Source organism: Opitutus sp. sgz309028, assembly GCF_059821195.1.
This window is the reverse complement of sequence record NZ_JCAMRR010000002.1, coordinates 1,101,021-1,122,108: the sequence shown is the minus strand read 5'-3', so window position 1 is coordinate 1,122,108 and position 21,088 is coordinate 1,101,021. Positions and strand designations below refer to the sequence as shown.

The window sequence follows — 21,088 nt, the reverse complement described above, 5'->3', positions numbered from 1 at the left end:
TCGGCGTCGTTTCCCGCGCGGCGGCTCGCGATTCCGTGAGCTACAGCGTCACGCCGAGCAGCTTGGCGACCTGGTTGACGTCCTTGTCGCCGCGGCCCGACAGATTGATCAACAGGATCTCGTCCTTTCGCATCTGTTTCGCGCGCTTGAGGCCGTGAACCAGCGCGTGCGTGCTTTCGAGTGCCGGAATAATGCCTTCGAGCCGCGAGCAAAGTTGGAAGGTTTCCAGCACCTCGTCGTCGCACGCATAGGCGAAATCGATCCGCTTTTGCTCGCGGTAAAACGCGTGCTCCGGTCCGATCGCCGCGTAGTCGAGACCCGCGCTGACCGAATGCGTGAGCTCGATCTGGCCGTCCTGATCCTGGAGGATGTAAGTCTTCGCGCCTTGCAGCACGCCGAGCTTGCCGCCTTCGAAGCGCGCCGCGTGCTCGCCCCGGCGAATGCCGCGCCCGCCCGCTTCGACGCCGATCAGTCGCACCGAGGTGTCCTCCAGAAATTCGAAGAAGAAACCGATCGCGTTCGAACCGCCGCCCACACACGCGATCATCTCATCCGGCAGGCGTCCTTCCCGCGCGAGTATCTGCTCCTTCGTCTCCTGCCCGATCACGCGGTGAAAATCCCGCACCATCATCGGATACGGATGCGCGCCCAGCGCGGAGCCGAGGATGTAGTGGGTGCCGCGGACGTTGGTCACCCAATCGCGCATCGCTTCGTTGACCGCATCCTTCAGCGTCTTCTGGCCCGATTCGACGCCGCGGACTTCCGCGCCCATCAGGCGCATGCGAAACACATTCAGCGCCTGTCGCTCCATATCGACCGCGCCCATATAAACGACGCATTCGAGCCCGAATTTCGCGCACACCGCCGCGGTGGCGACGCCGTGCTGACCGGCGCCCGTTTCCGCAATCACGCGCTTCTTGCCCATGCGTTTCGCGAGCAACGCCTGGCCGAGGGCATTGTTGATCTTGTGAGCCCCCGTATGCAGCAGGTCCTCGCGCTTCAGATAAATCTTCGCGCCGCCGCAATGCTCCGTCAGCCGCTCCGCAAAATACAACTCGGTCGGCCGCCCGGCGAACTCCTTCAAATGGTGCCGCAGCTCCGCGAGAAACGCCGGATCCTTCCGCGCTGCCTCGTAGGCCGCGCCGAGTTCCTCGAGCGCGGTCATCAGCGTTTCCGGCACAAACACGCCACCATAGCGGCCGAAGCGGCCGGAGGCATCGGGCAAAGAGAAACGATCGATTCGCGAGGACGTGGGGGCAGCGGAGGACATTCGAGCCAACAGTGAGTGCGCGCGCTTCGGCGACGCAAACCGGATTTCGCTCCGGCGTTCGGATCCCGGGATTCTAGTCGCGCCGGATCGTGACCAGCGTCAGGTCGTCGCGTTTCACGCCGTCGCCCGCAAACCGCTGCAACGCCTCGAGCACGCCGTCATTGACCTGTCGCGCCGACCCATTGCGCGCCGAAAAAACCGCATCGGCGAGGCGGAACCCCGCGAATTCCTTTTCCTCCTCGTTCGGCGCCTCGGTCAGCCCGTCCGTGTAAAGCACGAGCAGGTCGCCGGCCACGAAGCTCTCGGTGCGATCGCCGATGGCGGCGGAAAAAATTTCGTCGCCGACCATCCCCAAGGCGATGCCGTCCGATCCCACGAACTCGGTGCGGGCTTCCCCCTCGGCGCGGCGGCGCAGGAAGAGCGGCAACTCGTGACCGGCCCGCGCGAACGTCACCGTCGAGCGCGCGATGTCGATCACGGCGTAAAGCAGCGTGATGAACGTGCCCTGCCGCATGTCCTCCAGCAGCGCATGGTTCAGTTCCCGCAAGGCCTGGGCCGGCGATTCGTGCCGGCGCGCGATTTGTCGGAGATTGGTCCGACAGATCGCCATGAGCAGCGAGGCCGAGATGCCCTTACCCGACACATCCGCCACGACCACGCCGAGCCGCGTATCGGTCAGGGGAAACAGGTCGTAGAAATCGCCGCTCACCCGCTGCGCCGGCTGATAACGCGCATCGATATCGAGCCGGTCGAAGCGCGTGGCCCGCGTCGGCAGCAGCATCTGCTGGATCCCGCTCGCGAGCGAAAGGTCGAGATCGAGGCGTTCCTTTTCCAGTTGGAAATCGAGAAACTCGGCATTGTGCAGCGCCAGGGCCGCCTGCTCGGCCAGCGCCTCCACGAGCGAAAAATCGTTTTGCGTGAACGGCTCGCCATCCGCCGAGTTCGCCACCGCTAGCACGCCGAAGAACCGCTCCCGAAAACGCACCGGCACCGCGATCACCGAGCGCACCCGCAACGCCGGATCGTCGTGCCGCACGATGCGCGGGTCGGCCTCCGCATTCGCCACCAGTTGTCCCTGACCCGATTGCACCACGGCGCCGACGACGCCCTCTCGATCGGGGAATGACTCCGACCGCAACACCTGCTCGATGAAACGCGCTCGCGTCGCGAGCTTCTCCCGCACCTCCGGCGCCAGCGGCCGATGCGGCGGAAACAATCCCTCCACCGCGACACTGCGCATCTGTCCGTCGTCGGTCCGTTCGAAAAGACAGGCGCTTAAGGCGTCCGAACACAGGATCGCGGCGTGCACGATCCGCTGCGGCAGATCCTGCCGGGCCGCGTCCTCCCCGAGCGCCTCGACCATGTGGCGCATGAAGTCCACCACGAGCTGGCGTTCCTGCGCCACTTGCTGCCGTCGTTCCTCTGCCCGGGCTGCGGCCCGGCGCGCACGATGAATCGGCCACAGCATCGCCGCGATCCCCAGCACAGCGCCGAAAAGAAGGGCCAGCATCATCGCGTTCATCCTGCCCGCTGCGAGCCGATCCGCAATTGCTCAATCCGCCGGCGTTTCGCGGACGCGCCGGCCCCGGTGTTCAGGTCTGGCTGACGCGATTCTTCAGAAACGCGAGCACGTCCTGGAACTTGCTCCGATTCGACTCGTCGGCCGTCACGAGATTTTCGTGGGCTTCCAACACGAGGCGCGCGCGATCGATCTCGGGCTGTTCCGGACACGGCAACGGTGTCTGACACGCCTCGAAATTCAGCGGCTTGTCGCCCGCATCGATTGTCAGCAGCCGGTGGAGACCGAGGTTGCGGACCAATTCCAGGTTGCGCGCCCCCATCCGGGCCAGCACCAAGCTGCCGCCGCCGGGACGCTTTTTCAGCTCCAGCGCCACGCCCGCAAGCACGCCGAGAAACGTGCTGTCCATGCTCGTGCACTGCTGAAAATCCAGGACGAAACGCGTTTTCCCCTGTCGCAGCATTTCGGTCACGAACTCCCGCAGGCAGGCGCTGTTTTGAAAACACGCCCGGCCGGCGATCCGCACGATCACGGGATCGGAGTGCGCATCGACGAGGTAAACGGGTTTGGTCGCGGTCTCAGGCATTGCGGCAGGGCGTCAAATCGGACGTTCGCTCAGAAAATGAAATTCGCCCGGTTGGGCGCGAGCTGCAAGAGCGGGGACGTCATACTTGCGTAAAGATCGCGCGCCGCGGCACCGCGATCGCGGCGCCACCGTCGTCGTTGGATTCTCGTCGATCCGTCGACGGCGCGCCGCCCCGGTCGGATGGCTCACGCCTGCGCCACGATCTGGCGAAGCACATACGGGAGAATCCCGCCGTGCTGATAGTAATCGATCTCGATCGGCGTATCGATGCGGCAGCGCACCGGCACGTTCTCGACCGAGCGATCCTGACGCGTGATGCGCAGCGTGAGATCCTGCTGCGGCTTCAACCGCCCATCGAGGCCGAGGACATCGTAGGTTTCCGTGCCGTCGAGCTTCAGCGTCTGCGCGGTCGTGCCCTCCTTGAACTGCAGCGGCAGCACGCCCATGCCGACGAGATTCGAACGGTGGATACGCTCGAAGCTCTGCGCGACGACCACCTTCACGCCCAGGAGATTCGTGCCTTTCGCCGCCCAGTCGCGGGACGAGCCTGTGCCGTATTCCTGGCCGGCGATGATGATCAAGGGCGTGTTGTTTTCGCGATGCTTGATCGCCGCATCGTAGATCGAGAGCTTCTCGCCCGTCGGCTGATAGATCGTGTTGCCGCCCTCTTCGCCACCGAGCATCAGGTTCTTGATCCGGACGTTCGCGAAGGTGCCGCGCGTCATCACGCGATCGTTGCCGCGCCGCGAGCCGTAGGAATTGAACTCCTCGAACGGCACGCCGTTCTCCAAGAGGAAGCGGCCCGCCGGGGAGGTCTTCTTGATCGCGCCCGCCGGCGAGATGTGGTCCGTCGTCACCGAATCGCCGAAGATGCCCAGCGGGCGGGCACCGGTGATCTCCGTGATTTTGCCGGGCTCCATGCTGAACTTCGCAAAGAACGGCGGCTCCTGGATGTAGGTCGATTTGAGATCGAACTGGTAAACGTTGCCCGTGCTCGCGGGGATTTCGTTCCACTTCGGATTCTGCTCGGCGAAATCGCTGTAGAGCTTGCGGAATACCTCCGGCTTCAGCGCGGCCTGCATCTGGTCACGCACCTCCTGCAAGGTCGGCCAGAGGTCCTTGAGAAAAACGTCGCGACCGTCCTTGTCGCGGCCGATCGGCTCGTGCGCCATGTCGATGTCGACCCGGCCGGCGAGCGCGAAAGCGACGACGAGCGGCGGCGACATCAGGAAGTTCGACTTGATGTTCTGATGCACGCGCGCCTCGAAGTTGCGGTTACCCGAGAGCACGGAGGCCGCCACGAGGTCGTTCTTGACCACGACTTCCTCGATGGCCGGATGCAGCGGACCCGAGTTGCCGATGCAGGTCGTGCAACCATAGCCGACCGTCTGAAACCCGAGTTGATCGAGATAGGTCTGCAGGCCGGTCTTGGTGAGGTAATCGGTGACGACGCGGCTGCCGGGCGCCAGCGAGGACTTCACGGTGGGCGCGACGCGCAGTCCGCGCTCCACCGCTTTTTTCGCGAGCAGGCCGGCGCCGAGCATCACGGAGGGATTGGAGGTGTTGGTGCAGCTCGTGATCGCGGCGATCAACACGCTGCCATGGCCGATCTCGCCGTCGATCCGCGAGGCGCGCACCGAAACCTGATCCGGCGTCGGACGGTTGTTCGCCATTTCGCGCTCGGTCGTGACGCTGGTGTTTCTCACTTCCTCGTCCGACTCCGGCACCTGCTCCTGACTGCCGCCGCCGGGGCGCGTCCAACCCGCACCGGTCACGTGAAACGTCTTTTCGAATTCCGCCGGATTCTTGCCAAAGCCGCTTTCGGTCACCGGCTTCGAGAAGGCCGAGATAAACTCGCGCTTCAACGCCGGCAACTCGATGCGATCCTGCGGCCGCTTCGGTCCGGCGATGCTGGGCACCACGCTCGCAAGATCGAGGTCCAGGTCCGTCGAATACTCGATCTGGCCGCGCTGCGGCATGCCCCACAGGCCCTGCGCCTTGTAATACGCCTCGTAGACCGCGACGTGCTCCTCGGAGCGGCCGGTCGCGCGCAGATAGTTGCTGCACTCCCCGTCGATCGGGAAGAAGCCCATCGTCGCGCCGTATTCCGGAGCCATGTTGCCGATCGTCGCGCGATCGACGACCGGCAGCGCCGCGGCGCCGGGGCCGTAGAACTCGACGAATTTGCCGACCACCTTCGCCTTGCGCAGCAGCTGCGTGATCGTGAGCGCGAGATCGGTCGCGGTCACGCCTTCGCGCAACGCGCCGGTCAGGTGCACGCCGACGACGTCGGGCGTCAGGAAATACACGGGTTGCCCCAGCATGCCCGCCTCGGCCTCGATGCCGCCGACGCCCCAGCCCACGATGCCCAGGCCGTTGATCATCGTCGTGTGAGAGTCGGTGCCGACGAGCGTGTCCGGATAATAGATACCGTTCGCGTCGCTCAGCACGCCCTTCGCCAGATACTCGAGGTTGACCTGGTGCACGATGCCGATGCCGGGCGGAACCACCTTGAAGGTGTCGAACGCCTGCATGCCCCATTTCAGAAATTCATAGCGCTCGCGGTTGCGCGAGAACTCGAGCTCGAGGTTCTTCACCAGCGCCTCGGCGGAACCAGCGAAGTCAACCTGCACGGAATGGTCGACGACGAGATCGACCGGCACGAGCGGCTCGATCGCCTTCGGATCCTTACCCATCCGCGCCACCGCGGCGCGCATCGCAGCGAGATCGACGAGCAACGGCACGCCGGTGAAATCCTGGAGGACGATGCGCGCAACCACGAAGGGAATCTCCTCCGTGCGCGGCGCCTTCGCGCCCCAGCCGGCGAGCTGGCGGATCGCCTGTTCCTGCACCCGCTTGCCGTCGGCATTCCGCAACAGCGACTCGAGCACGAGGCGAATCGACACCGGCAGCTTCTTCACGTTGAAGCCGTGCTGCTCAAGCGCGGGGATCGAGTAGAATTGATGCGTCGCTCCGTTGGCGGAGAACGTCTGCAGGGTATTGAACGGATTCGGAGTGCTCATGGGACTATCGTGATAAAGTGACGGCAGGGCTTTGCCCAAACAAACGAGCCGCGACAGCGCGTCGCGGCTCGAGGGTCAGCTCGCCAGCGCCGCCTTGATCGCGGCGAAATTCGGAAGATCCTTCGGAGTCGGTGTCTGTTCGGCGTATTTGATCACGCCATCCCGGTCGATGACGAATGCCGCGCGCGCCGCCGCCTCATACATCGTCGCGAAACCCGACAGGACGACGTCGTAGGCCTTGGTCACGGTCTTGTTCAGGTCGCTCGCGAGCGTGACCGTGATGTTGTTCTGCCGGGCCCACGCTTCCTGCGCGAACGGCGTGTCGACGCTGATCGCGATCACGCGCGCGCCGAGCTTCTCGTAATCGCCCAAGCCCGCGCTCTGGTCGCACATCTCCTGCGTGCAGACGCCGGTGAACGCCGCGGGAAAAAACAGCAGCACGGTCTGGCGCTGCCCGAAACTCTCGCTGAGCCGCACGTCTTTCAGACCTTCCGCGGTCTTGCTTTTCAACGTGAAATCGGGCGCTTTGGAACCAATGGCGAGGGGCATGTCAGGATTCTGGTGGTTGGGCGTGTAAAGCCCGCGCCCGATCGGCCGGCACGCAGGCAGACAAAAGGTAGAACCCCGGCCGTCGCGGCGCGCAAACCGTTTTTCCGGAAAGAAGTGGGCTTTCTGCGCCGGCCCAAAAATGCATAAGCCGGCGTTTTTTGCACTCACCGTCCCGCGGCAAATTTGTTTTGCGCCGCGACTCACCCGACCGGTTAACTCCGATTTCCATGAACCTGATCGAAGACCTGCAATGGCGCGGCCTCCATGCCGACTGCACCGACCTCGCGGCCCTCTCCGAGCGCTGCGCCCAAGGGCCGGTGACACTGTATTGCGGCTTCGATCCGACGGGCGATTCGCTCCATGTCGGCCATCTCATGGGCCAGCTCACGCTGCGTCGCTTCCAACTCGCCGGCCATCACCCGATCGCCCTTGCCGGCGGCGCCACCGGCATGGTCGGCGATCCTTCGGGTAAATCCGCCGAGCGCAATCTCCTCACCCGCGAGCAGCTCGCCCACAACGTCGCCGCCATCAAATCGCAGCTCGCGCGTCTGCTGGATTTCAACGCCCCGGCCAATCCCGCGCGCCTCGTCGACAATGCCGACTGGACCGCACCCATCAGCTTCCTCGATTTTCTCCGCGACGTCGGAAAACATTTTTCCGTCAACGTCATGCTCGCGAAGGACTCCGTCCAGTCGCGCCTCGGCGGCGACAATGGCATCAGTTACACCGAGTTCAGCTACCAGCTGCTCCAGGCGCACGACTTCTACGTGCTCCGCCGCGATTTCAACTGCGAGCTGCAGATCGGCGGCAGCGACCAATGGGGTAACATCACCGCCGGCACCGACCTCATCCGCAAGAAACTGGGTCAGCCCGCGTGGGGTTGGACGTTTCCGCTCATCACGAAGAGCGACGGCACGAAGTTCGGCAAAACCGAGGGCGGCGCCGTGTGGCTCGATCCCGAGCGCACCAGCCCCTACAAGTTCTACCAGTTCTTCGTGAACACCGAGGACGCGATGGTCGTCAGCTACCTCAAGAAATTCACGTTTCTATCGCGGCCCGAAATCGAGGAACTGGAGGCGAAACACCTCGCCAATCCCGGCGCTCGCGAAGCCCACCGCGCCCTCGCCCGCGAAGTCACGACGATCGTGCACGGCGCGTCCGCCGCGACCGACGCGATCCGCGCGAGTGAAATCATGTTCGGCGGCGGTCTCGAGGGCATCGCCGAATCCACCTTCAAGGACGTCGTCGGCGAAGTCCCCACCAAGGACACCGAGCGCGCGAAATTCGAGGGCTCCGGCGCGTCGTTGATCGACCTGCTCCTGCACGCCGGCCTCGCGAACTCGAAAGGACAAGCGCGCAAGGACATCGAAGGCGGCGGCATCTACGTGAACAACGTGCGCGTCGTCGAAGTCTCCCGCACCGTCGCGAGCGGCGAACTCCTCTTCGGAAAATACCTCCTGCTTCGCAAAGGCAAACGCACCTACGCCGTCCTGCGCCTCGTGTAAGTTGAAGGAGGTAGGGCGGGTCTCCCGACCCCGCCGCTTCCGCTCACCGCGTCGCGTTTCACGCTCCTCCGCGTCCCGCCCCGACCCGCGCCCCGTGAAAACGCGTTTCATCGTCAACCTGCGTTCCGGCCGCGCGGCGCGCGCACTCCCCGCCGTCCAGGAATTTGCCCGCCACCGCGGCGCCGCCGTGGCGTTCACCGAACGACCGCGTCACGCCCGCGAGCTCGCCGCTCGCGCGCTCGCCGAGGGCTGCGACTTGATCGCGGCGGTCGGCGGCGACGGCACGATGAACGAAGTCGCATCGAGCCTCGTCGGCACGCCTGCGATCCTCGGCCTCGTGCCCAGCGGTTCCGGCGACGGCCTCGGTCGTCATCTCGGCATTCACGGCTCCGTGGCGCACGCGTTGCGTATCCTGGAAGCGGGGACGCCGCGCCCGATCGACAGCGGCCTGGCCGATGGACATCCGTTTTTTACCCTCGCCGGCCTCGGCTTTGAGGCGGAAATCGCGCAGCGGTTCAACGCGCTCCAACACCGCGGATTCCTCCGCTACCTCACCACGAGCGCGCGGGCGTTTCGTCTGTGGCAGCCGCAACGCTACCGGATCCATTGCGACGGACACATTGAGGAGCGCCTCGCCTTCACCCTCGCGGTCGCGAACAGCGACCAATACGGCAACAACGCGATCGTCGCGCCGGGGGCGCGCGCGGACGACGGCCAGCTCGATCTTTGCGCGATTCCTCCGGTGAACCTCCTCAACGCCGCCCCGCTGCTCGCGCGGCTTTTTCGCGGCACGCTCGCGCACGACCGCCGCGTCCTCTTCCGGCGCGGCACGCGCTTCACCGTCGAACGCGATGCGCCCGGGCCGCTGCACACCGACGGCGAAACCTACGAGGCCGGACGGATCGTCGACTTCTCCATCCGTCCCGCCAGCCTGCGGATCATGACGCCGGGACGCTAAAAAGCGGACGATCCCCGAGGGGGTCGTCCGCTGCATCTGCCGGAATCGCGATCGCTCGCGAATCTCAGACTGCGGCGAAATACGGCTGCTTGCCGGCCGTCTCCTTCACGGTCGGCAGTCCTTCGAGGAGTTCGCCGATGGGATCCCAGCGACCGTTGACGAGTGCGTCGCGCGCGGACTCGCGAATCGAAGCCTTCACGCTTTGGCTGCCGAAACGCACTTCCTGTTTCGCGACGTCGACGACGACCTCGGTCTGCGGATCCTTTTCGATTGCGGCGGCGATCTTCGCGATGTCCTCACGGCTCGCGGAGACGCACGGGATGCCGAGGCCGGTGCTGTTGCCGAAGAAAATCTCGGCGAAGTTTTCGGCGATGATCGCGCGGAAACCGTATTTCTGGATCGCCTGCGGCGCGTGCTCGCGGGACGAGCCGCAGCCGAAATTCGAGCCCGACAGCAGGATCGTGGCGGCTTTGAAGCGCGGATCGTTGAGCGGATGCGGCTTGTCGGTGCCGTCGGCGTTCTTGCGGACGTCGAAGAACAGGTATTCGCCGAGTCCGTCGAACGTGACGCATTTCATGAAGCGCGCGGGAATGATGCGATCCGTGTCGATGTCGTTGCCCGGCACATACACGCCGCGACCGGCGACCTGGGTGATTTTTTCGAGAGCCATGGAAACTTCGTTTCTGTTTAAGGTTTTGTGTTTCGAGTTCTGGGTTGGCTTGGGTTCGTAACTCAAAACCCAAAACTCAGAACCCGGAACCCCGGCGGATCCGATCAGTTTTCGCCCGTTGGTTGGACCCCGAACACCTCACGGGCGTCGGAGACGGTGCCGGTCACCGCGGCGGCGGCGACCATGACCGGACTCATCAGGATCGTGCGGCCGGTCGGACTGCCTTGGCGGCCCTTGAAGTTGCGGTTCGACGAACTCGCGCAGAGCTGTTCGCCGATGAGCTTGTCGGGATTCATCGCCAGGCACATCGAGCAACCGGCGGCGCGCCACTCGAAGCCGGCCTCGCTCAGGATCTTGTCGAGGCCGAGCTTTTCGCACTGCAGCGCGACGATCTGCGAGCCGGGCACGGCGATCGCTTTCACGCCGGGCGCCACGCGCTTGCCCTTGATGAACTTCGCCACCTCCTGAAAATCGCTCAGGCGGCCGTTCGTGCAGGAACCGAGAAACGCCACGTCGATCTTCGTGCCTTTGATCGGCGCGCCGGGCTGCAGCTTCATGTAAGCGAGCGCCTCTTCGATGTTGGCCTTTTCGTCGGTGTCGGTCGCTTTCGCCGGATCGGGGATCTGCTCGTTGATCGAGATACCCTGGCCCGGGTTGATGCCCCAGGTAACGGTCGGCGCGATTTCCCCGGCGTCGATCTTGACCACATCGTCGTAATGGCAGCCCGGATCGCTCGCGACCGCTTTCCAGCGGGCGACAGCCGCATCCCACTCAGCGCCCTTCGGCGCGTAGGGACGACCCTGCAAATAAGCGAAGGTGGTCTCGTCCGGATTCACGTAGCCGACGCGCGCGCCGCCTTCGATGGACATGTTACACACCGTCATGCGCTCCTCCATCGTGAAACGGTCGAAGACCTCGCCCGCGTATTCATACGCGTAACCGGTGCCGCCGTTCACGCCGAGCGTGCGGATGATGTGCAGGATGACGTCCTTCGCATAAACGCCCGCGCGCAGCTTGCCGTTCACCTCGATGCGACGGACCTTCAACTGGCCGAGCGCCATCGTTTGCGTCGCCAGCACGTCGCGCACCTGGCTGGTGCCGATGCCAAACGCGATCGCGCCAAACGCGCCGTGCGTGCTCGTGTGCGAGTCGCCACACGCGATCGTCGTGCCCGGTTGGGTGATGCCCTGCTCCGGTCCGACGATGTGCACGATGCCCTGTTTGCCGGTCGCGCGATCGAAGAAGGTGATGCCGAACTCCGCGCAATTCTTGCGCAGCTCGTCCATCATCGCCTGCGCGAGCGGGTCGCGATACGGTTCGACAAACTGGTCCGTCGGCACGATGTGGTCGACCGTCGCGAACGTCCGGTGCGGAAACGCCACTTTCAAACCGAGATCGCGCAGCATGCCGAAGGCCTGCGGGCTCGTGACCTCGTGGATCAGATGCGTGCCGATCAGGAGTTGCGTCTGCCCGTTCGCCAGCTTGCGGACGGTGTGCGTCTCCCAGACTTTTTGGAACAGAGATTTGGCCATGGGGAAAATAGGTTTCGAGTTCTGGGTCCCGCGCTCCGGATTGTCGAGCCCGCCGACGTTATCGCCGACAGCCTTTCATCCAGAACTCCGAACCAGGAAGCCCGCCACTTTACCAGCCGGAGGTCATAACAGGAAATACTTCTTTCGCTTGCTGTGATGCCATCTCGGCATCAGAAGAAGCGCACGATTCACTCTCCCGGCGCGCGAACCCCGAACCCAAAACCCAAAACTCAAAACCCAAAACTCAGAACCCGGAACCCGGAACCAGAAGTCCAGAACCCAAAGCGACGCTTTCATGCCGCGCGAATACCAATTTCCGTTCGAGCTTCGCCATCTCGTTTACTTCCGCGAGGTCGCGACGCAGCTGCATTTCCGCAAAGCAGCCGAAAGTCTCGCGATCGCGCAGCCGGCGCTCAGTCGGGCCATCGCGCAACTCGAGTCCGCCCTCCATTGCGATCTGCTCAACCGCACCCGCCGCGGCGTCGAGATCACGCCCGCCGGCCGGCTCCTGCTTGAGCGAATCGAGCCGCTGCTGCGCGGGCTCGCCGCAATCCCCGCCGAACTCACGGCACTGTCGTCCGGCCAAGTCGGACACATCCGCGTCGCCTTCACGGGCCTCGCGATGGCGACCGTGCTGCCGGGCATTCTGCGCGAGTTCAACCAGCGCTTTCCCGGCGTGCGCGTGGAGCTCAACGAATCGCCGACCTCCGCACAGCTGGCCGCGTTGGAAAACGGGAGCCTCGCGTGCGGCTTTTTCCATCCCGACGCCGCGACGCCGGGCCTGCATACCCGGCTGCTGCTGCGCGAGCGCAACGGCGTGCTGCTGCCCGCGACGCATCCGTTGGCGAAACGCGCGAAATTCCAGCTCCGCGATCTCGCCGCGACACCGTTCGTCGTCTTTCCGCGATCGCACAATCCCGGTTTCTACGACCGGATCCTCTCTGCGTTTGCGCGGGTCGGAGTCATTCCGAGCATCGCCGAGGAAGTCTGGCCGCGCGCCAACGCCGTCGGTCTCGTCCGCGCCGGCCTCGGCGCGACCTTCATGACGCCCTCGGAGGCGCAGTATCTGCCGCCGGAGGTCATCTTTCGCGAACTGGAAGGTCCGACGCCCGAGAGCCGACTCGTGATTGGCTGGCGTAAACATCCGCCGCCCGATCCGGCGCTGCAGGCGTTCATCGACGTCGCCGCGCGCGCGGCACGGACCAGCCCATAGCGTTTTCCGCGCGACGAGCGACGCCGGCCGTGGGCCGACAAGCCGCGTTATTTGATCTTCCGCAGCAACGCCGCAAACTCGCTCTCGAGCTGGCTTCCGCGTTCCACCTTCAGAGCCGCGCGCGCGCGCTCCGCCGCCTGTCGGGCCGGCTGCATTTGCTTCAAGTTGAGCAGGTGTTCGACGAAGCCGACGACGATCTGGTCGAAAAACGCGATGCCGGCGTCACGGCCGAGCGAGTCGACCGTCGCGTTATAAACCCGGATCTGTTCCGCGACCGGTTGACTGGTCACCACCCGGATCAACGCCTCCCTCGCCTGCTGGATGCTGAGATCGCTGCGATCTCCGCGATATTTTCGCAACTGCCGCTGCTCCTCGACCGCCGCGAGGCTCGTCTCGCCGCGCGCTCGCAGGCTCTCGACGATCCGCCGCGCATAGCCGGCCTCGAGATCTGGATAACGGGCAAACGCCAGCATCGCCTCCCGCAGCGTGCCCTCGCGCTCCTTCGGGCTGCGCCCCTGCGCCGTTTCCGCCGCGAGCAACGTCTCCCACGCGTCGCGATGGCGACGTTCGTAGTTCACTGCCCGGCGGGCGGCCTGCGCCGCGCGGGCCGCGTCTCCGGATTTCAAATACTCCGCGGCGAAATCCGCGTGCACACGCGATTGCTGAAACGATGGCAGCGCGCGAAACCGTTCCGCCAGGAAGCGCAGCTCGTGATCCGAAATCGCGCGCCAGGTCTGCGGATCGTGGGTCAGGCCGGTGACGAATTTCTGTTCGGCATAGCGGCCGACATCCATCCGCCAGCGCAGATTTTCGTCGAGAAACCCGAACCACGCATGCCGGCCGTCGTTGCCCGCGCCGACGAAGAAGAGCGTCGGCACGCCGCGCGCCTTGCCCGTTTGCGTCGCGAAATAGGCCTGATCCACGCAGATGCCGCCGTCGCCGAGAATCTGGACGAGCGTGTAGCTCTTTTCCGGCCACTGCAGCCGCCGATTGACGAGGCGGTCCTGCCGATAACGCACCATCGTGTAGGCGCGTTCAAGGTGCGTGAGCGGGTAATTTGAAACCTGCTGCGACCATTCGAGCTGGTCGAACGGCGCGGTCGCATCGACGACGAACTTCAAATCGCCGGCCGCGAGCCGCCCGAGCTTGTGAAACGTGCGGCCACGCTGGTCCTGCGTCGTCCACCAGCCGAACGCCGCCGCGGCCGTGGGCCAGCGTCGTGGTAGTTGTTCATCCGATACCTGAGGATGCGGCCAGGAGGGCGGCGGCGCGACGTCGTAGACGAGCGCGATGGCCAGCGCGAGGTTGGCGTAGTTGGCGAAACGTTGCGGATCCCGCCCGTGCAGATCGTTCAGAATCGAGAACGTCTGCGGCAGGTAGTCGACGGGATCGAGCAGTTCGAAAAACGCGGCGGAAAAGTCCGGATGCCCGAGCAGCCAGAGCTGTAACTCCGGTGAAACCCGCGCGCCGAGCGGGCGCGGCAGCAGCCGGTAGTCGGTTTCCATGTTCGGGTGTCCCACGCCGGCCGCGTTGATCGCCTTCCCCCAGCGCGGAATGAAATGCGCTTCGGTCTCCGCCCAAAGCGTCGCCCACCGATACATCGAGAGCCACGCCGACGCGGCGGGCAGACGGTTCTTTTCGAACGCGCCCAATGCCACCGCGCGCAACGTTGCAGCCTGCGCGGCCCAACCGTCGCGTTGGGCGGCGGCATGGATCGCCGCCAGCCGCTCCGCGGTCGGTGGGTGATCCATCTCCGCCGTCGGAATTTCCGCTGCCGCCAATTCTCCCGTGGCCGGCACGATGCCGCCCAAGAGCAAGGAAGAGACGAGGAGAACGCGAAGGCGCGCGGAGATCACGGCATTCGTTTATCGGCTCGCGCCGGTCGCGCGAAGCGAAGAATTCGCGGGAAAAACGCTTCGGTCGGGCTGGCCGCGATGACGGTGAAAACAAAAAACCCCGCTCCCGTTGTTCTCGGGGGGCGGGGTTTCTGTGAGACGACGGGTGGTCGCCTTTGTTTTGTCAGGGCGCCACGCCGCTATCCGCAGCGGGGGCCTTTTGTTGAAAGACCAGCTTGTCGCCTTCGCGATCCACGAGGCACGGCTCGCCATCCTTCACCTCGCCGCGCAACAGCGCCTCGGCGAGCGGATCTTCGAGGTAGCGCTCGACGGCCCGGCGCAGCGGACGCGCGCCGTATTTCTCGTCGTAGCCCTTCTCGATGAGCAGTTGCTTCGCGGCCGTCGTGAACTCGAGCGTGATCTTCCGCTCGGCGAGACGCTTCGCGAAATTTGCCGTTTCGAGTTCGACGATCTTGACCAGATCTTCCTTCCCGAGCGGGCGGAAGAAGATGATGTCGGAGATACGATTCAGGAACTCGGGCTTGAAGATGCGCTTGGCCTCTTCGAGCACCTTTTCCCGCATCTTCTCGGCGTCGTTGACGCTCTGCCCGATCGCGCCGAAGCCCATCGAGGTCTGGCGCTGCAGGAGCTGGGCGCCGACGTTCGAGGTCATGATGATGATCGTATTGCGGAAATCGACGGTGCGACCGAGCGAGTCGGTGAGACGTCCGTCCTCCAGGATCTGCAGGAGAATCTGGATGACGTCCGGATGCGCCTTCTCGACTTCGTCGAAGAGGATCACCGAATACGGGCGACGCCGCACGGCCTCGGTCAGCTGGCCGCCTTCGTCGTAGCCGACATAGCCCGGAGGCGAGCCGACGAGACGCGAGACGGCGAACTTTTCCATGTATTCGGACATGTCGATCTGGATGATCGCGTCCTGATTGCCGAACATCTGCGCCGCGAGTTGTTTCGCGAGCATCGTTTTGCCGACGCCGGTGGGGCCGACGAACATGAAGGAACCGATCGGACGGCGCGGATCCTTGAGGTCCGCCCGGGAGCGACGGAGCGCGCGCGCGATGGCGACGGCGGCCTGATCCTGGCCGATGACGACCTTCTGCAGCTCGTTTTCCATCGAGAGGAGCTTCTCGCTCTCCTTCTTTTCCATGCGGCTGAGCGGAATGCCGGTCCAGTCGGCGACGACCTGCATCATCAAGTCCTCGTCGATGGTCACGCGCTTTTCGTCGCGGGCCTTCTTCCACTCTTCCGTGATCTGTTCCTGCTTCACGCGCAGCTGCTTCTCCTGGTCGCGATAACGCGCGGCCTCTTCGAAATGCTGCTCGCTGATGGCCTTTTCCTTCAGGCCGCAGATGCGCTCGATTTCCTTCGTCAGGTTCTCGACGTCCGGCGGACGGCTGAGCGCGCCGATGCGCGCGCGCGAACCGGCCTCGTCCATGACGTCGATGGCCTTGTCGGGCAGGAAACGCCCGGTGATGTAGCGATCCGAGAGTTTCGCGGCCGCCTCGATCGACTTGTCGGTGAAGATCGCCTTGTGGTGATCCTCATACTTGGAGCGGATGCCCTTGAGGATGAGAATCGTGTCGTCGACGGACGGAGCCTCGACCTTCACGGACTGGAAGCGACGGTCGAGCGCGGAGTCCTTCTCGATATACTTGCGGTATTCGTTGAGGGTGGTCGCGCCGACGCACTGCAGTTCGCCGCGCGAAAGCGCGGGCTTGAAGATGTTGGAGGCGTCCATCGCGCCCTCGGCCGCGCCGGCGCCCACGATAGTGTGCAGCTCGTCGATGAAGAGGATGATGTTCTTGGCGCGCTTGATCTCGTCCATCACCGCCTTGATGCGCTCCTCGAACTGGCCGCGGTATTTCGTGCCCGCGACCATGAGAGCGAGATCGAGGGTGATGACCTTCTTCTCGAGCAGAATCTCGGGCACGTTGCCGCTGGCGATTTCCTGCGCGAGGCCTTCGACGATCGCGGTCTTGCCGACGCCCGCCTCGCCGATGAGCACGGGATTGTTTTTCGTGCGACGGCAGAGGATCTGGACGACGCGGCGGATTTCGTTTTTCCGGCCGACGACGGGATCCATCTCGCCCTTGCGGGCGAGTTCGGTCAGGTCGCGTCCAAACGCCTTCAACGCGGGAGTCTTGACCTCCTTTTTGTCCTCGGCGCCACCGCGCTGCGGGGTGCCCGCGGCGGCTTCCTCGCCGGGGCCTTCGCCGGCCTGGCTGCTGGAAAACTGCGGATCGAGTTCGCGGAGGATTTCGTTGCGCGTGCGCTCGATATCGATGTCGAGCGACTTGAGCACGCGGGCGGCGACGCCCTCGCCTTCGCGCAGCAGGCCGAGCAGGATGTGCTCGGTGCCGACGTAGGAGTGATTGAGCGTCTTCGCTTCCTTGCCCGCGAGGGCGAGGACCTTTTTCACGCGAGGCGTGTAAGGAATGCTGCCTTGGGTCTTGGTTTCCTGACCGGTGCCCACCTGCTTCTCGACGGCGGAGCGCACGGTCTCAAGGTCCAAGCCCATTTTCTGCAACACGCTCACGGCGACGCCCTGCCCGAGCTTGATCAGCCCGAGGAGGATGTGCTCCGTCCCCACGTAATTGTGGTGAAAACGGTCCGCCTCCTTGCGGGCCAACGCGAGCACCTGCTGCGCGCGTGGCGTGAAATTGTTCATGGGTTCTTGGGACATGTGTATATAAAATTTTAATTCGACCCGTCTGCCGTGAAAGTAAAGTTGGGTTGAGGGAAATTGGCAAACTCCGCCCGGAGACGTCCCGCGCGAAGCAGGTCACGCTGCCCGGGCTCGAACTCGCCCTTCTGCGCGTGTTGGAGATGTCCCGGCTGCGCTTCGATGAACAAGCGGTCGATCGTGGCGCGATCCGCCTCCGGAAACACCTTGAGATCCACACCGAGGCGCAGCAACGAGAGAAGATTCATCGCCTCGCTCGAGCTGAGCACGTGGCTGTTGCGCAGGATGCCGTAAGCGCGGCCGATCTTGTCCAACAGCTTCGCCGGGTCCGCTTCGAGCAGCTTCTGGCGGGCGTTGAGCTCGTGCTCGACGATCGACGTCAGCACGCTGCCCAGTCGCTTGATGATCTCGTCCTCGGATTCGCCGAGCGTGGTCTGGTTCGAAATCTGAAAAATGCTGCCGCTGGCGTCGGAACCTTCGCCGAACAAACCGCGCACGACCATGCCGAGTTGGTTCACGGCGCGGACAACCTTTTCCATCTGGTTCGCGATCACGAGCGCCGGGAGGTGCATCATCGCCGAAGCACGCATGCCGGTGCCGAGATTGGTCGGGCACGCCGTCAGATAGCCGAGCTTCGGCGAGAACGCATAATCGAGCCGGTCCTCGATCGTGGTATCGAGGTCGTTGATGGCATTCCACGCCTTCTTCAGCTGGAAGCCCGAACGGAGCACCTGAATGCGCAGGTGATCCTCCTCGTTGATCATGACCGAAAAACACTGGTCCTTGCTGATGACGACGCCGGATCCCGCCTTCGCCCCGCTCAGTTCGCGGCTGATGAGATGGCGCTCGACGAGAATCTGCTTCTCGAGCTCGGTCATCTCTTCGACCGACACGCAAAGGCTGCGCTTCAGCGCCGACGTGGCGGAGAGCGCCTCGCGGCAAAGCGCGAAGATCTCACCGCGCTTGGCCGGCTTGGCCCAGCCCGGAAACGGCGTGCCAGCGAGATTGCGGGCAAGCCGGATGCGCGTCATGAGAACGACAGCCGTCTTGCTGCTGCCCGAGTCGGTCAGCTCGGAAGGCGTGTCGATGAGCGACGCAATCGTCATGGCCTTAACGCGACGGTTGCCCAAAGCTTTGTTTGACTTCGTTGATTTCATCGCGACAACGCGCGGCGTCCTCATACCGCTCGGCCTTGATGGCGTCGGTGAGGTCGAGTTCGAGTTTGGAGAGGCGGTCCTGGAGTGATTTCCGGGCGAGGGCTTTTTGCGGCACCTTGCCGGTGTGCACGGTGCCCTTGTGCATGCTGTCGAGCATCGGCTCGATCAGGCTGGTGAACGTATCGTAGCAGGCCGGACACCCGAAGCGCCCGTGCTTCTTGAAATCGTTCGGAGTGAAGCCGCACTGCTCGCACCGCACGCCGGACAGGTTCGCCGGCTCCGGGTTCAGCGACGCCTTCAGCAGCAGATCGGCAAGCGAAAAGCCACTGGGATCGGTAACGCCCTTCGCCTGCGCGCACTCCTCGCACAGGTCGACTTTGTGGACCTTGTTGTTGACGATCTGCGTGAGGTGAACCGTCGCCGGTTTCGAGCAGAGATCGCATTTGAGTGGGTTCGGCATGGAGTCGTTCAGGTTTCTGCAGCAACCATGCCACGGGGTCGACCGCTGGCAAGTGCTGGGAGGATTCTACCGCGCGGTTTCATGATCCGCGTCGTTGCTGCGCAGCCGCGCGCCGCATCGGCACACGCATGACGCATTCGCAACGCGAGGACATCATCCGCAGATCAGAGGCGCGTGCCTTCGGTGAGCACGCGGCGGCGAAACGAAGCCAGCACACGCTGCGTGATCGGGCCCGGTTTGCCGGTGCCGATCTCGCGACCGTCGAGCTTCACCACCGGAATCACCTCCGCACCCGTGCCGGTGAGGAAACATTCGTCCGCGCACCAGGCGTCGTAGCGCGTGAGATTCGCTTCGCGGATCGGCACGCCGATCTCCGCCGCGATGTCGAAGATCGTTCCGCGGGTGACGCCCTTCAACGCCCCTTGCGACGCCGCGGGCGTGAGGATCTCGCCCTTGTGCACGATGAAGATGTTGTCCGCGGTGCACTCCGCGATGTAGCCCTGATCGTTCAACATGATCGCCTCGAGCGCGCCGAACTGCCGCGCCTCGATCTTGCCAAGAATGTTGTTGAGATAATTCAGCGACTTCACGGTCGACGGCAACGCCGCCGGATTGATGCGCCGCGTCGGCACGGTGACGATGCTGAGGCCGTTGTCGTAATGCTCCTGCGGGTAAAGCGCGATCTTGCTCGCGATAATGAACAGCGAGGGCTTGGGACACAGCCACGGCGCGAGTCCGAGATCGCCGACGCCGCGCGTCACGACGAGGCGGACATACGCATCGCGCAGACCGTTTTGACGACAGGTCTCGCATGTCGCCTCCGCCAGTTCGCGGCGGCTGAGGGGCAGTTTCAACAGGATGGCCTTCGCGGAACATTCGAGCCGCTCCAGGTGTTCTTCGAGACGGAAGACATTTCCTTCGTAAAGCCGGATGCCCTCGAAAACGCCGTCGCCGTAAAGCAGTCCGTGATCGAACACCGAGATCTTCGCCTCCGCTTCGTCGACGAACTTTCCGTCTAGATAGATCTTCATGTCGCGCCAAACTACGCGGCCGCAAAAACCCTTGTCCAGCCCCGCCACCAACCCCACCCGCTCTCTTCTTCGCCGACTCCAAACAGAGTGTCATATAATGTATGACACTCCGTTTGGGCGTGCACGGCTTTGCGTTTATCGGGGCGCGGCGGCAGACTGGATGAGCCGGGACGCAAAACGCGGGAGCGGTTTTGCGCTTGTCGCCATCGTTTTTCGTTAGGAGCGTCTGCCACCCCTGATTCTCCATGCGCTTCACCCCACGCCTTCCGGCTGCGCGCGGTTTCACATTGATCGAGCTGCTCACAGTCATCGCGATCATCGGAATCCTCGCCGCGATCTTCATCCCCACGATCGGTGCCGTGCGCGACAAAGCCCAGCGCGCCGTGGACGCGAACAATCTCCGCGAGATCGCCAAGGCCGCAATGATCTACGCGGGCGACAACAACGACCGCCTCCCCGATCCGGCCAGCGCTTCGGCGGCGACGCTCACCGGCGGCGATCGGATTCATGTTTGGGCGGGACTGCTCGCGAAGTCCGGCGCACTCACCGACGCATCGCTCTATTTTTCCAAGTTGGATCCATTGGGCGACGCGAGCATCCCCTCAGCTGTGCTCGATCCTAACGACTCCAGCCGGCTCACGCTGAGTCCCGCCTTCGCGGCGCGCACGCCCAGCGTCGAGTTCGTCGGCGGATTGAAGATGAGCGACCCCTCCACGACTCCGATCGCGTTCACCCGCGGACTCAGGACAGACGGCACCTGGGACAACAACGCCGATGGCAGCGGCCGCTCCGTCTACGGCGAGGTCGGCGGACACATCGTTTTCCTCGGCGGAAACGTGCAGTTCTACAATGACCTGGGTGGTCCCGCCGCCGGCAAGCTGGTGCAGACGAACGGCAAGACCACCTCCGACATCACGAAGACGATCCCGCGTTCCGGCACACAGCGGATCTACGGCAAGGGCGGCGCGATCGGCACGCCGTCCGGAGTCGCCCCCTCGGCGGCGGATTAAACAAGGCTTCAGCGTCAAACGCGCGCCCGGCCCAACCGCCGGGCTTTTTGTTTGTTGTCCCGGGAA

The 21,088-nt window shown here is 64.2% G+C and carries 16 protein-coding genes; 4 read left to right on the top strand and 12 right to left on the bottom strand.

Going from position 1 to position 21,088, the window contains the following annotated elements; all coding sequences use genetic code 11:
• Positions 1–40: 40 nt before the first annotated feature.
• The 5 genes from trpB to AC6RV7_RS10355 all read right to left on the bottom strand — a co-directional run bounded on the left by trpB (position 41) and on the right by AC6RV7_RS10355 (position 6,947).
• Positions 41–1,270, bottom strand: coding sequence for a tryptophan synthase subunit beta (gene trpB / locus AC6RV7_RS10375; protein ID WP_500093901.1), 1,230 nt, complete (start codon positions 1,268–1,270; stop codon positions 41–43).
• 73 nt (positions 1,271–1,343) lie between these two features.
• Positions 1,344–2,783 (bottom strand): PP2C family protein-serine/threonine phosphatase, encoded by a 1,440-nt coding sequence (locus tag AC6RV7_RS10370; protein WP_500093900.1) that lies wholly within the window; start codon positions 2,781–2,783, stop codon positions 1,344–1,346.
• Positions 2,784–2,862: 79 nt separating this feature from the next.
• Positions 2,863–3,375 (bottom strand): STAS domain-containing protein, encoded by a 513-nt coding sequence (locus tag AC6RV7_RS10365; protein ID WP_500093899.1) that lies wholly within the window; start codon positions 3,373–3,375, stop codon positions 2,863–2,865.
• 185 nt (positions 3,376–3,560) lie between these two features.
• The gene (locus AC6RV7_RS10360) at positions 3,561–6,398 is read right to left on the bottom strand and encodes an aconitate hydratase (protein WP_500093898.1); all 2,838 of its coding nucleotides are present in this window, start codon (positions 6,396–6,398) and stop codon (positions 3,561–3,563) included.
• Between the two features lie 75 nt (positions 6,399–6,473).
• Entirely contained in the window at positions 6,474–6,947 is a 474-nt protein-coding gene (locus AC6RV7_RS10355) for a redoxin domain-containing protein (RefSeq protein ID WP_500093897.1), read from the bottom strand.
• A gap of 227 nt (positions 6,948–7,174) precedes the next feature.
• Here AC6RV7_RS10355 and tyrS point away from each other — a divergent pair, with 227 nt between their 5' ends.
• Entirely contained in the window at positions 7,175–8,452 is a 1,278-nt protein-coding gene (tyrS, locus tag AC6RV7_RS10350; RefSeq protein WP_500093896.1) for a tyrosine--tRNA ligase, read from the top strand.
• 94 nt (positions 8,453–8,546) lie between these two features.
• The gene (locus tag AC6RV7_RS10345) at positions 8,547–9,410 is read left to right on the top strand and encodes a diacylglycerol/lipid kinase family protein (protein WP_500093895.1); all 864 of its coding nucleotides are present in this window, start codon (positions 8,547–8,549) and stop codon (positions 9,408–9,410) included.
• Positions 9,411–9,474: 64 nt separating this feature from the next.
• Here the strand turns inward: AC6RV7_RS10345 and leuD are convergent, their stop codons facing one another.
• Both leuD and leuC read right to left on the bottom strand, forming a co-directional pair.
• Positions 9,475–10,080 (bottom strand): 3-isopropylmalate dehydratase small subunit, encoded by a 606-nt coding sequence (gene leuD / locus AC6RV7_RS10340; RefSeq protein ID WP_500093894.1) that lies wholly within the window; start codon positions 10,078–10,080, stop codon positions 9,475–9,477.
• Positions 10,081–10,184: 104 nt separating this feature from the next.
• Positions 10,185–11,612 carry a 3-isopropylmalate dehydratase large subunit gene (leuC, locus tag AC6RV7_RS10335; RefSeq protein ID WP_500093893.1) on the bottom strand — a complete coding sequence of 476 codons (1,428 nt, stop codon included), beginning with the start codon at positions 11,610–11,612 and terminating at the stop codon, positions 10,185–10,187.
• A gap of 295 nt (positions 11,613–11,907) precedes the next feature.
• Here leuC and AC6RV7_RS10330 point away from each other — a divergent pair, with 295 nt between their 5' ends.
• Positions 11,908–12,825: a LysR family transcriptional regulator gene (locus AC6RV7_RS10330; RefSeq protein WP_500093892.1), complete on the top strand. Its 918-nt coding sequence runs from the start codon at positions 11,908–11,910 to the stop codon at positions 12,823–12,825.
• A 47-nt stretch (positions 12,826–12,872) separates the two neighbouring features.
• On the opposite strand, the gene AC6RV7_RS10325 is transcribed toward AC6RV7_RS10330, so the two are convergent.
• From AC6RV7_RS10325 to ilvE, 5 genes are all read right to left on the bottom strand, one after another.
• The gene (locus AC6RV7_RS10325; RefSeq protein ID WP_500093891.1) at positions 12,873–14,642 is read right to left on the bottom strand and encodes a hypothetical protein; all 1,770 of its coding nucleotides are present in this window, start codon (positions 14,640–14,642) and stop codon (positions 12,873–12,875) included.
• Between the two features lie 202 nt (positions 14,643–14,844).
• Entirely contained in the window at positions 14,845–17,364 is a 2,520-nt protein-coding gene (locus tag AC6RV7_RS10320) for an ATP-dependent Clp protease ATP-binding subunit (protein ID WP_500093890.1), read from the bottom strand.
• A gap of 14 nt (positions 17,365–17,378) precedes the next feature.
• Complete coding sequence (locus AC6RV7_RS10315) at positions 17,379–18,470, bottom strand: protein arginine kinase (protein WP_500093889.1); 1,092 nt, start codon at positions 18,468–18,470, stop codon at positions 17,379–17,381.
• 4 nt (positions 18,471–18,474) lie between these two features.
• Positions 18,475–18,981: a UvrB/UvrC motif-containing protein gene (locus tag AC6RV7_RS10310; RefSeq protein ID WP_500093888.1), complete on the bottom strand. Its 507-nt coding sequence runs from the start codon at positions 18,979–18,981 to the stop codon at positions 18,475–18,477.
• Between the two features lie 164 nt (positions 18,982–19,145).
• Complete coding sequence (gene ilvE / locus AC6RV7_RS10305; protein ID WP_500093887.1) at positions 19,146–20,012, bottom strand: branched-chain-amino-acid transaminase; 867 nt, start codon at positions 20,010–20,012, stop codon at positions 19,146–19,148.
• A 245-nt stretch (positions 20,013–20,257) separates the two neighbouring features.
• Here ilvE and AC6RV7_RS10300 point away from each other — a divergent pair, with 245 nt between their 5' ends.
• Positions 20,258–21,022 carry a type II secretion system protein gene (locus tag AC6RV7_RS10300; protein WP_500093886.1) on the top strand — a complete coding sequence of 255 codons (765 nt, stop codon included), beginning with the start codon at positions 20,258–20,260 and terminating at the stop codon, positions 21,020–21,022.
• The last annotated feature ends 66 nt before the right edge of the window (positions 21,023–21,088 follow it).

What these genes read in the sequence shown, in the direction of transcription:
- trpB (WP_500093901.1), bottom strand. Translation starts at nt 1,270, where the DNA reads ATGTCCTCCGCTGCCCCCACGTCCTCGCGAATCGATCGTTTCTCTTTG.
- AC6RV7_RS10370 (WP_500093900.1), bottom strand. Translation starts at nt 2,783, where the DNA reads ATGATGCTGGCCCTTCTTTTCGGCGCTGTGCTGGGGATCGCGGCGATG.
- AC6RV7_RS10365 (WP_500093899.1), bottom strand. Translation starts at nt 3,375, where the DNA reads ATGCCTGAGACCGCGACCAAACCCGTTTACCTCGTCGATGCGCACTCC.
- AC6RV7_RS10360 (WP_500093898.1), bottom strand. Translation starts at nt 6,398, where the DNA reads ATGAGCACTCCGAATCCGTTCAATACCCTGCAGACGTTCTCCGCCAAC.
- AC6RV7_RS10355 (WP_500093897.1), bottom strand. Translation starts at nt 6,947, where the DNA reads ATGCCCCTCGCCATTGGTTCCAAAGCGCCCGATTTCACGTTGAAAAGC.
- tyrS (WP_500093896.1), top strand. Translation starts at nt 7,175, where the DNA reads ATGAACCTGATCGAAGACCTGCAATGGCGCGGCCTCCATGCCGACTGC.
- leuD (WP_500093894.1), bottom strand. Translation starts at nt 10,080, where the DNA reads ATGGCTCTCGAAAAAATCACCCAGGTCGCCGGTCGCGGCGTGTATGTG.
- leuC (WP_500093893.1), bottom strand. Translation starts at nt 11,612, where the DNA reads ATGGCCAAATCTCTGTTCCAAAAAGTCTGGGAGACGCACACCGTCCGC.
- AC6RV7_RS10330 (WP_500093892.1), top strand. Translation starts at nt 11,908, where the DNA reads ATGCCGCGCGAATACCAATTTCCGTTCGAGCTTCGCCATCTCGTTTAC.
- AC6RV7_RS10320 (WP_500093890.1), bottom strand. Translation starts at nt 17,364, where the DNA reads ATGTCCCAAGAACCCATGAACAATTTCACGCCACGCGCGCAGCAGGTG.
- AC6RV7_RS10315 (WP_500093889.1), bottom strand. Translation starts at nt 18,470, where the DNA reads ATGACGATTGCGTCGCTCATCGACACGCCTTCCGAGCTGACCGACTCG.
- AC6RV7_RS10310 (WP_500093888.1), bottom strand. Translation starts at nt 18,981, where the DNA reads ATGCCGAACCCACTCAAATGCGATCTCTGCTCGAAACCGGCGACGGTT.
- ilvE (WP_500093887.1), bottom strand. Translation starts at nt 20,012, where the DNA reads ATGAAGATCTATCTAGACGGAAAGTTCGTCGACGAAGCGGAGGCGAAG.
- AC6RV7_RS10300 (WP_500093886.1), top strand. Translation starts at nt 20,258, where the DNA reads ATGCGCTTCACCCCACGCCTTCCGGCTGCGCGCGGTTTCACATTGATC.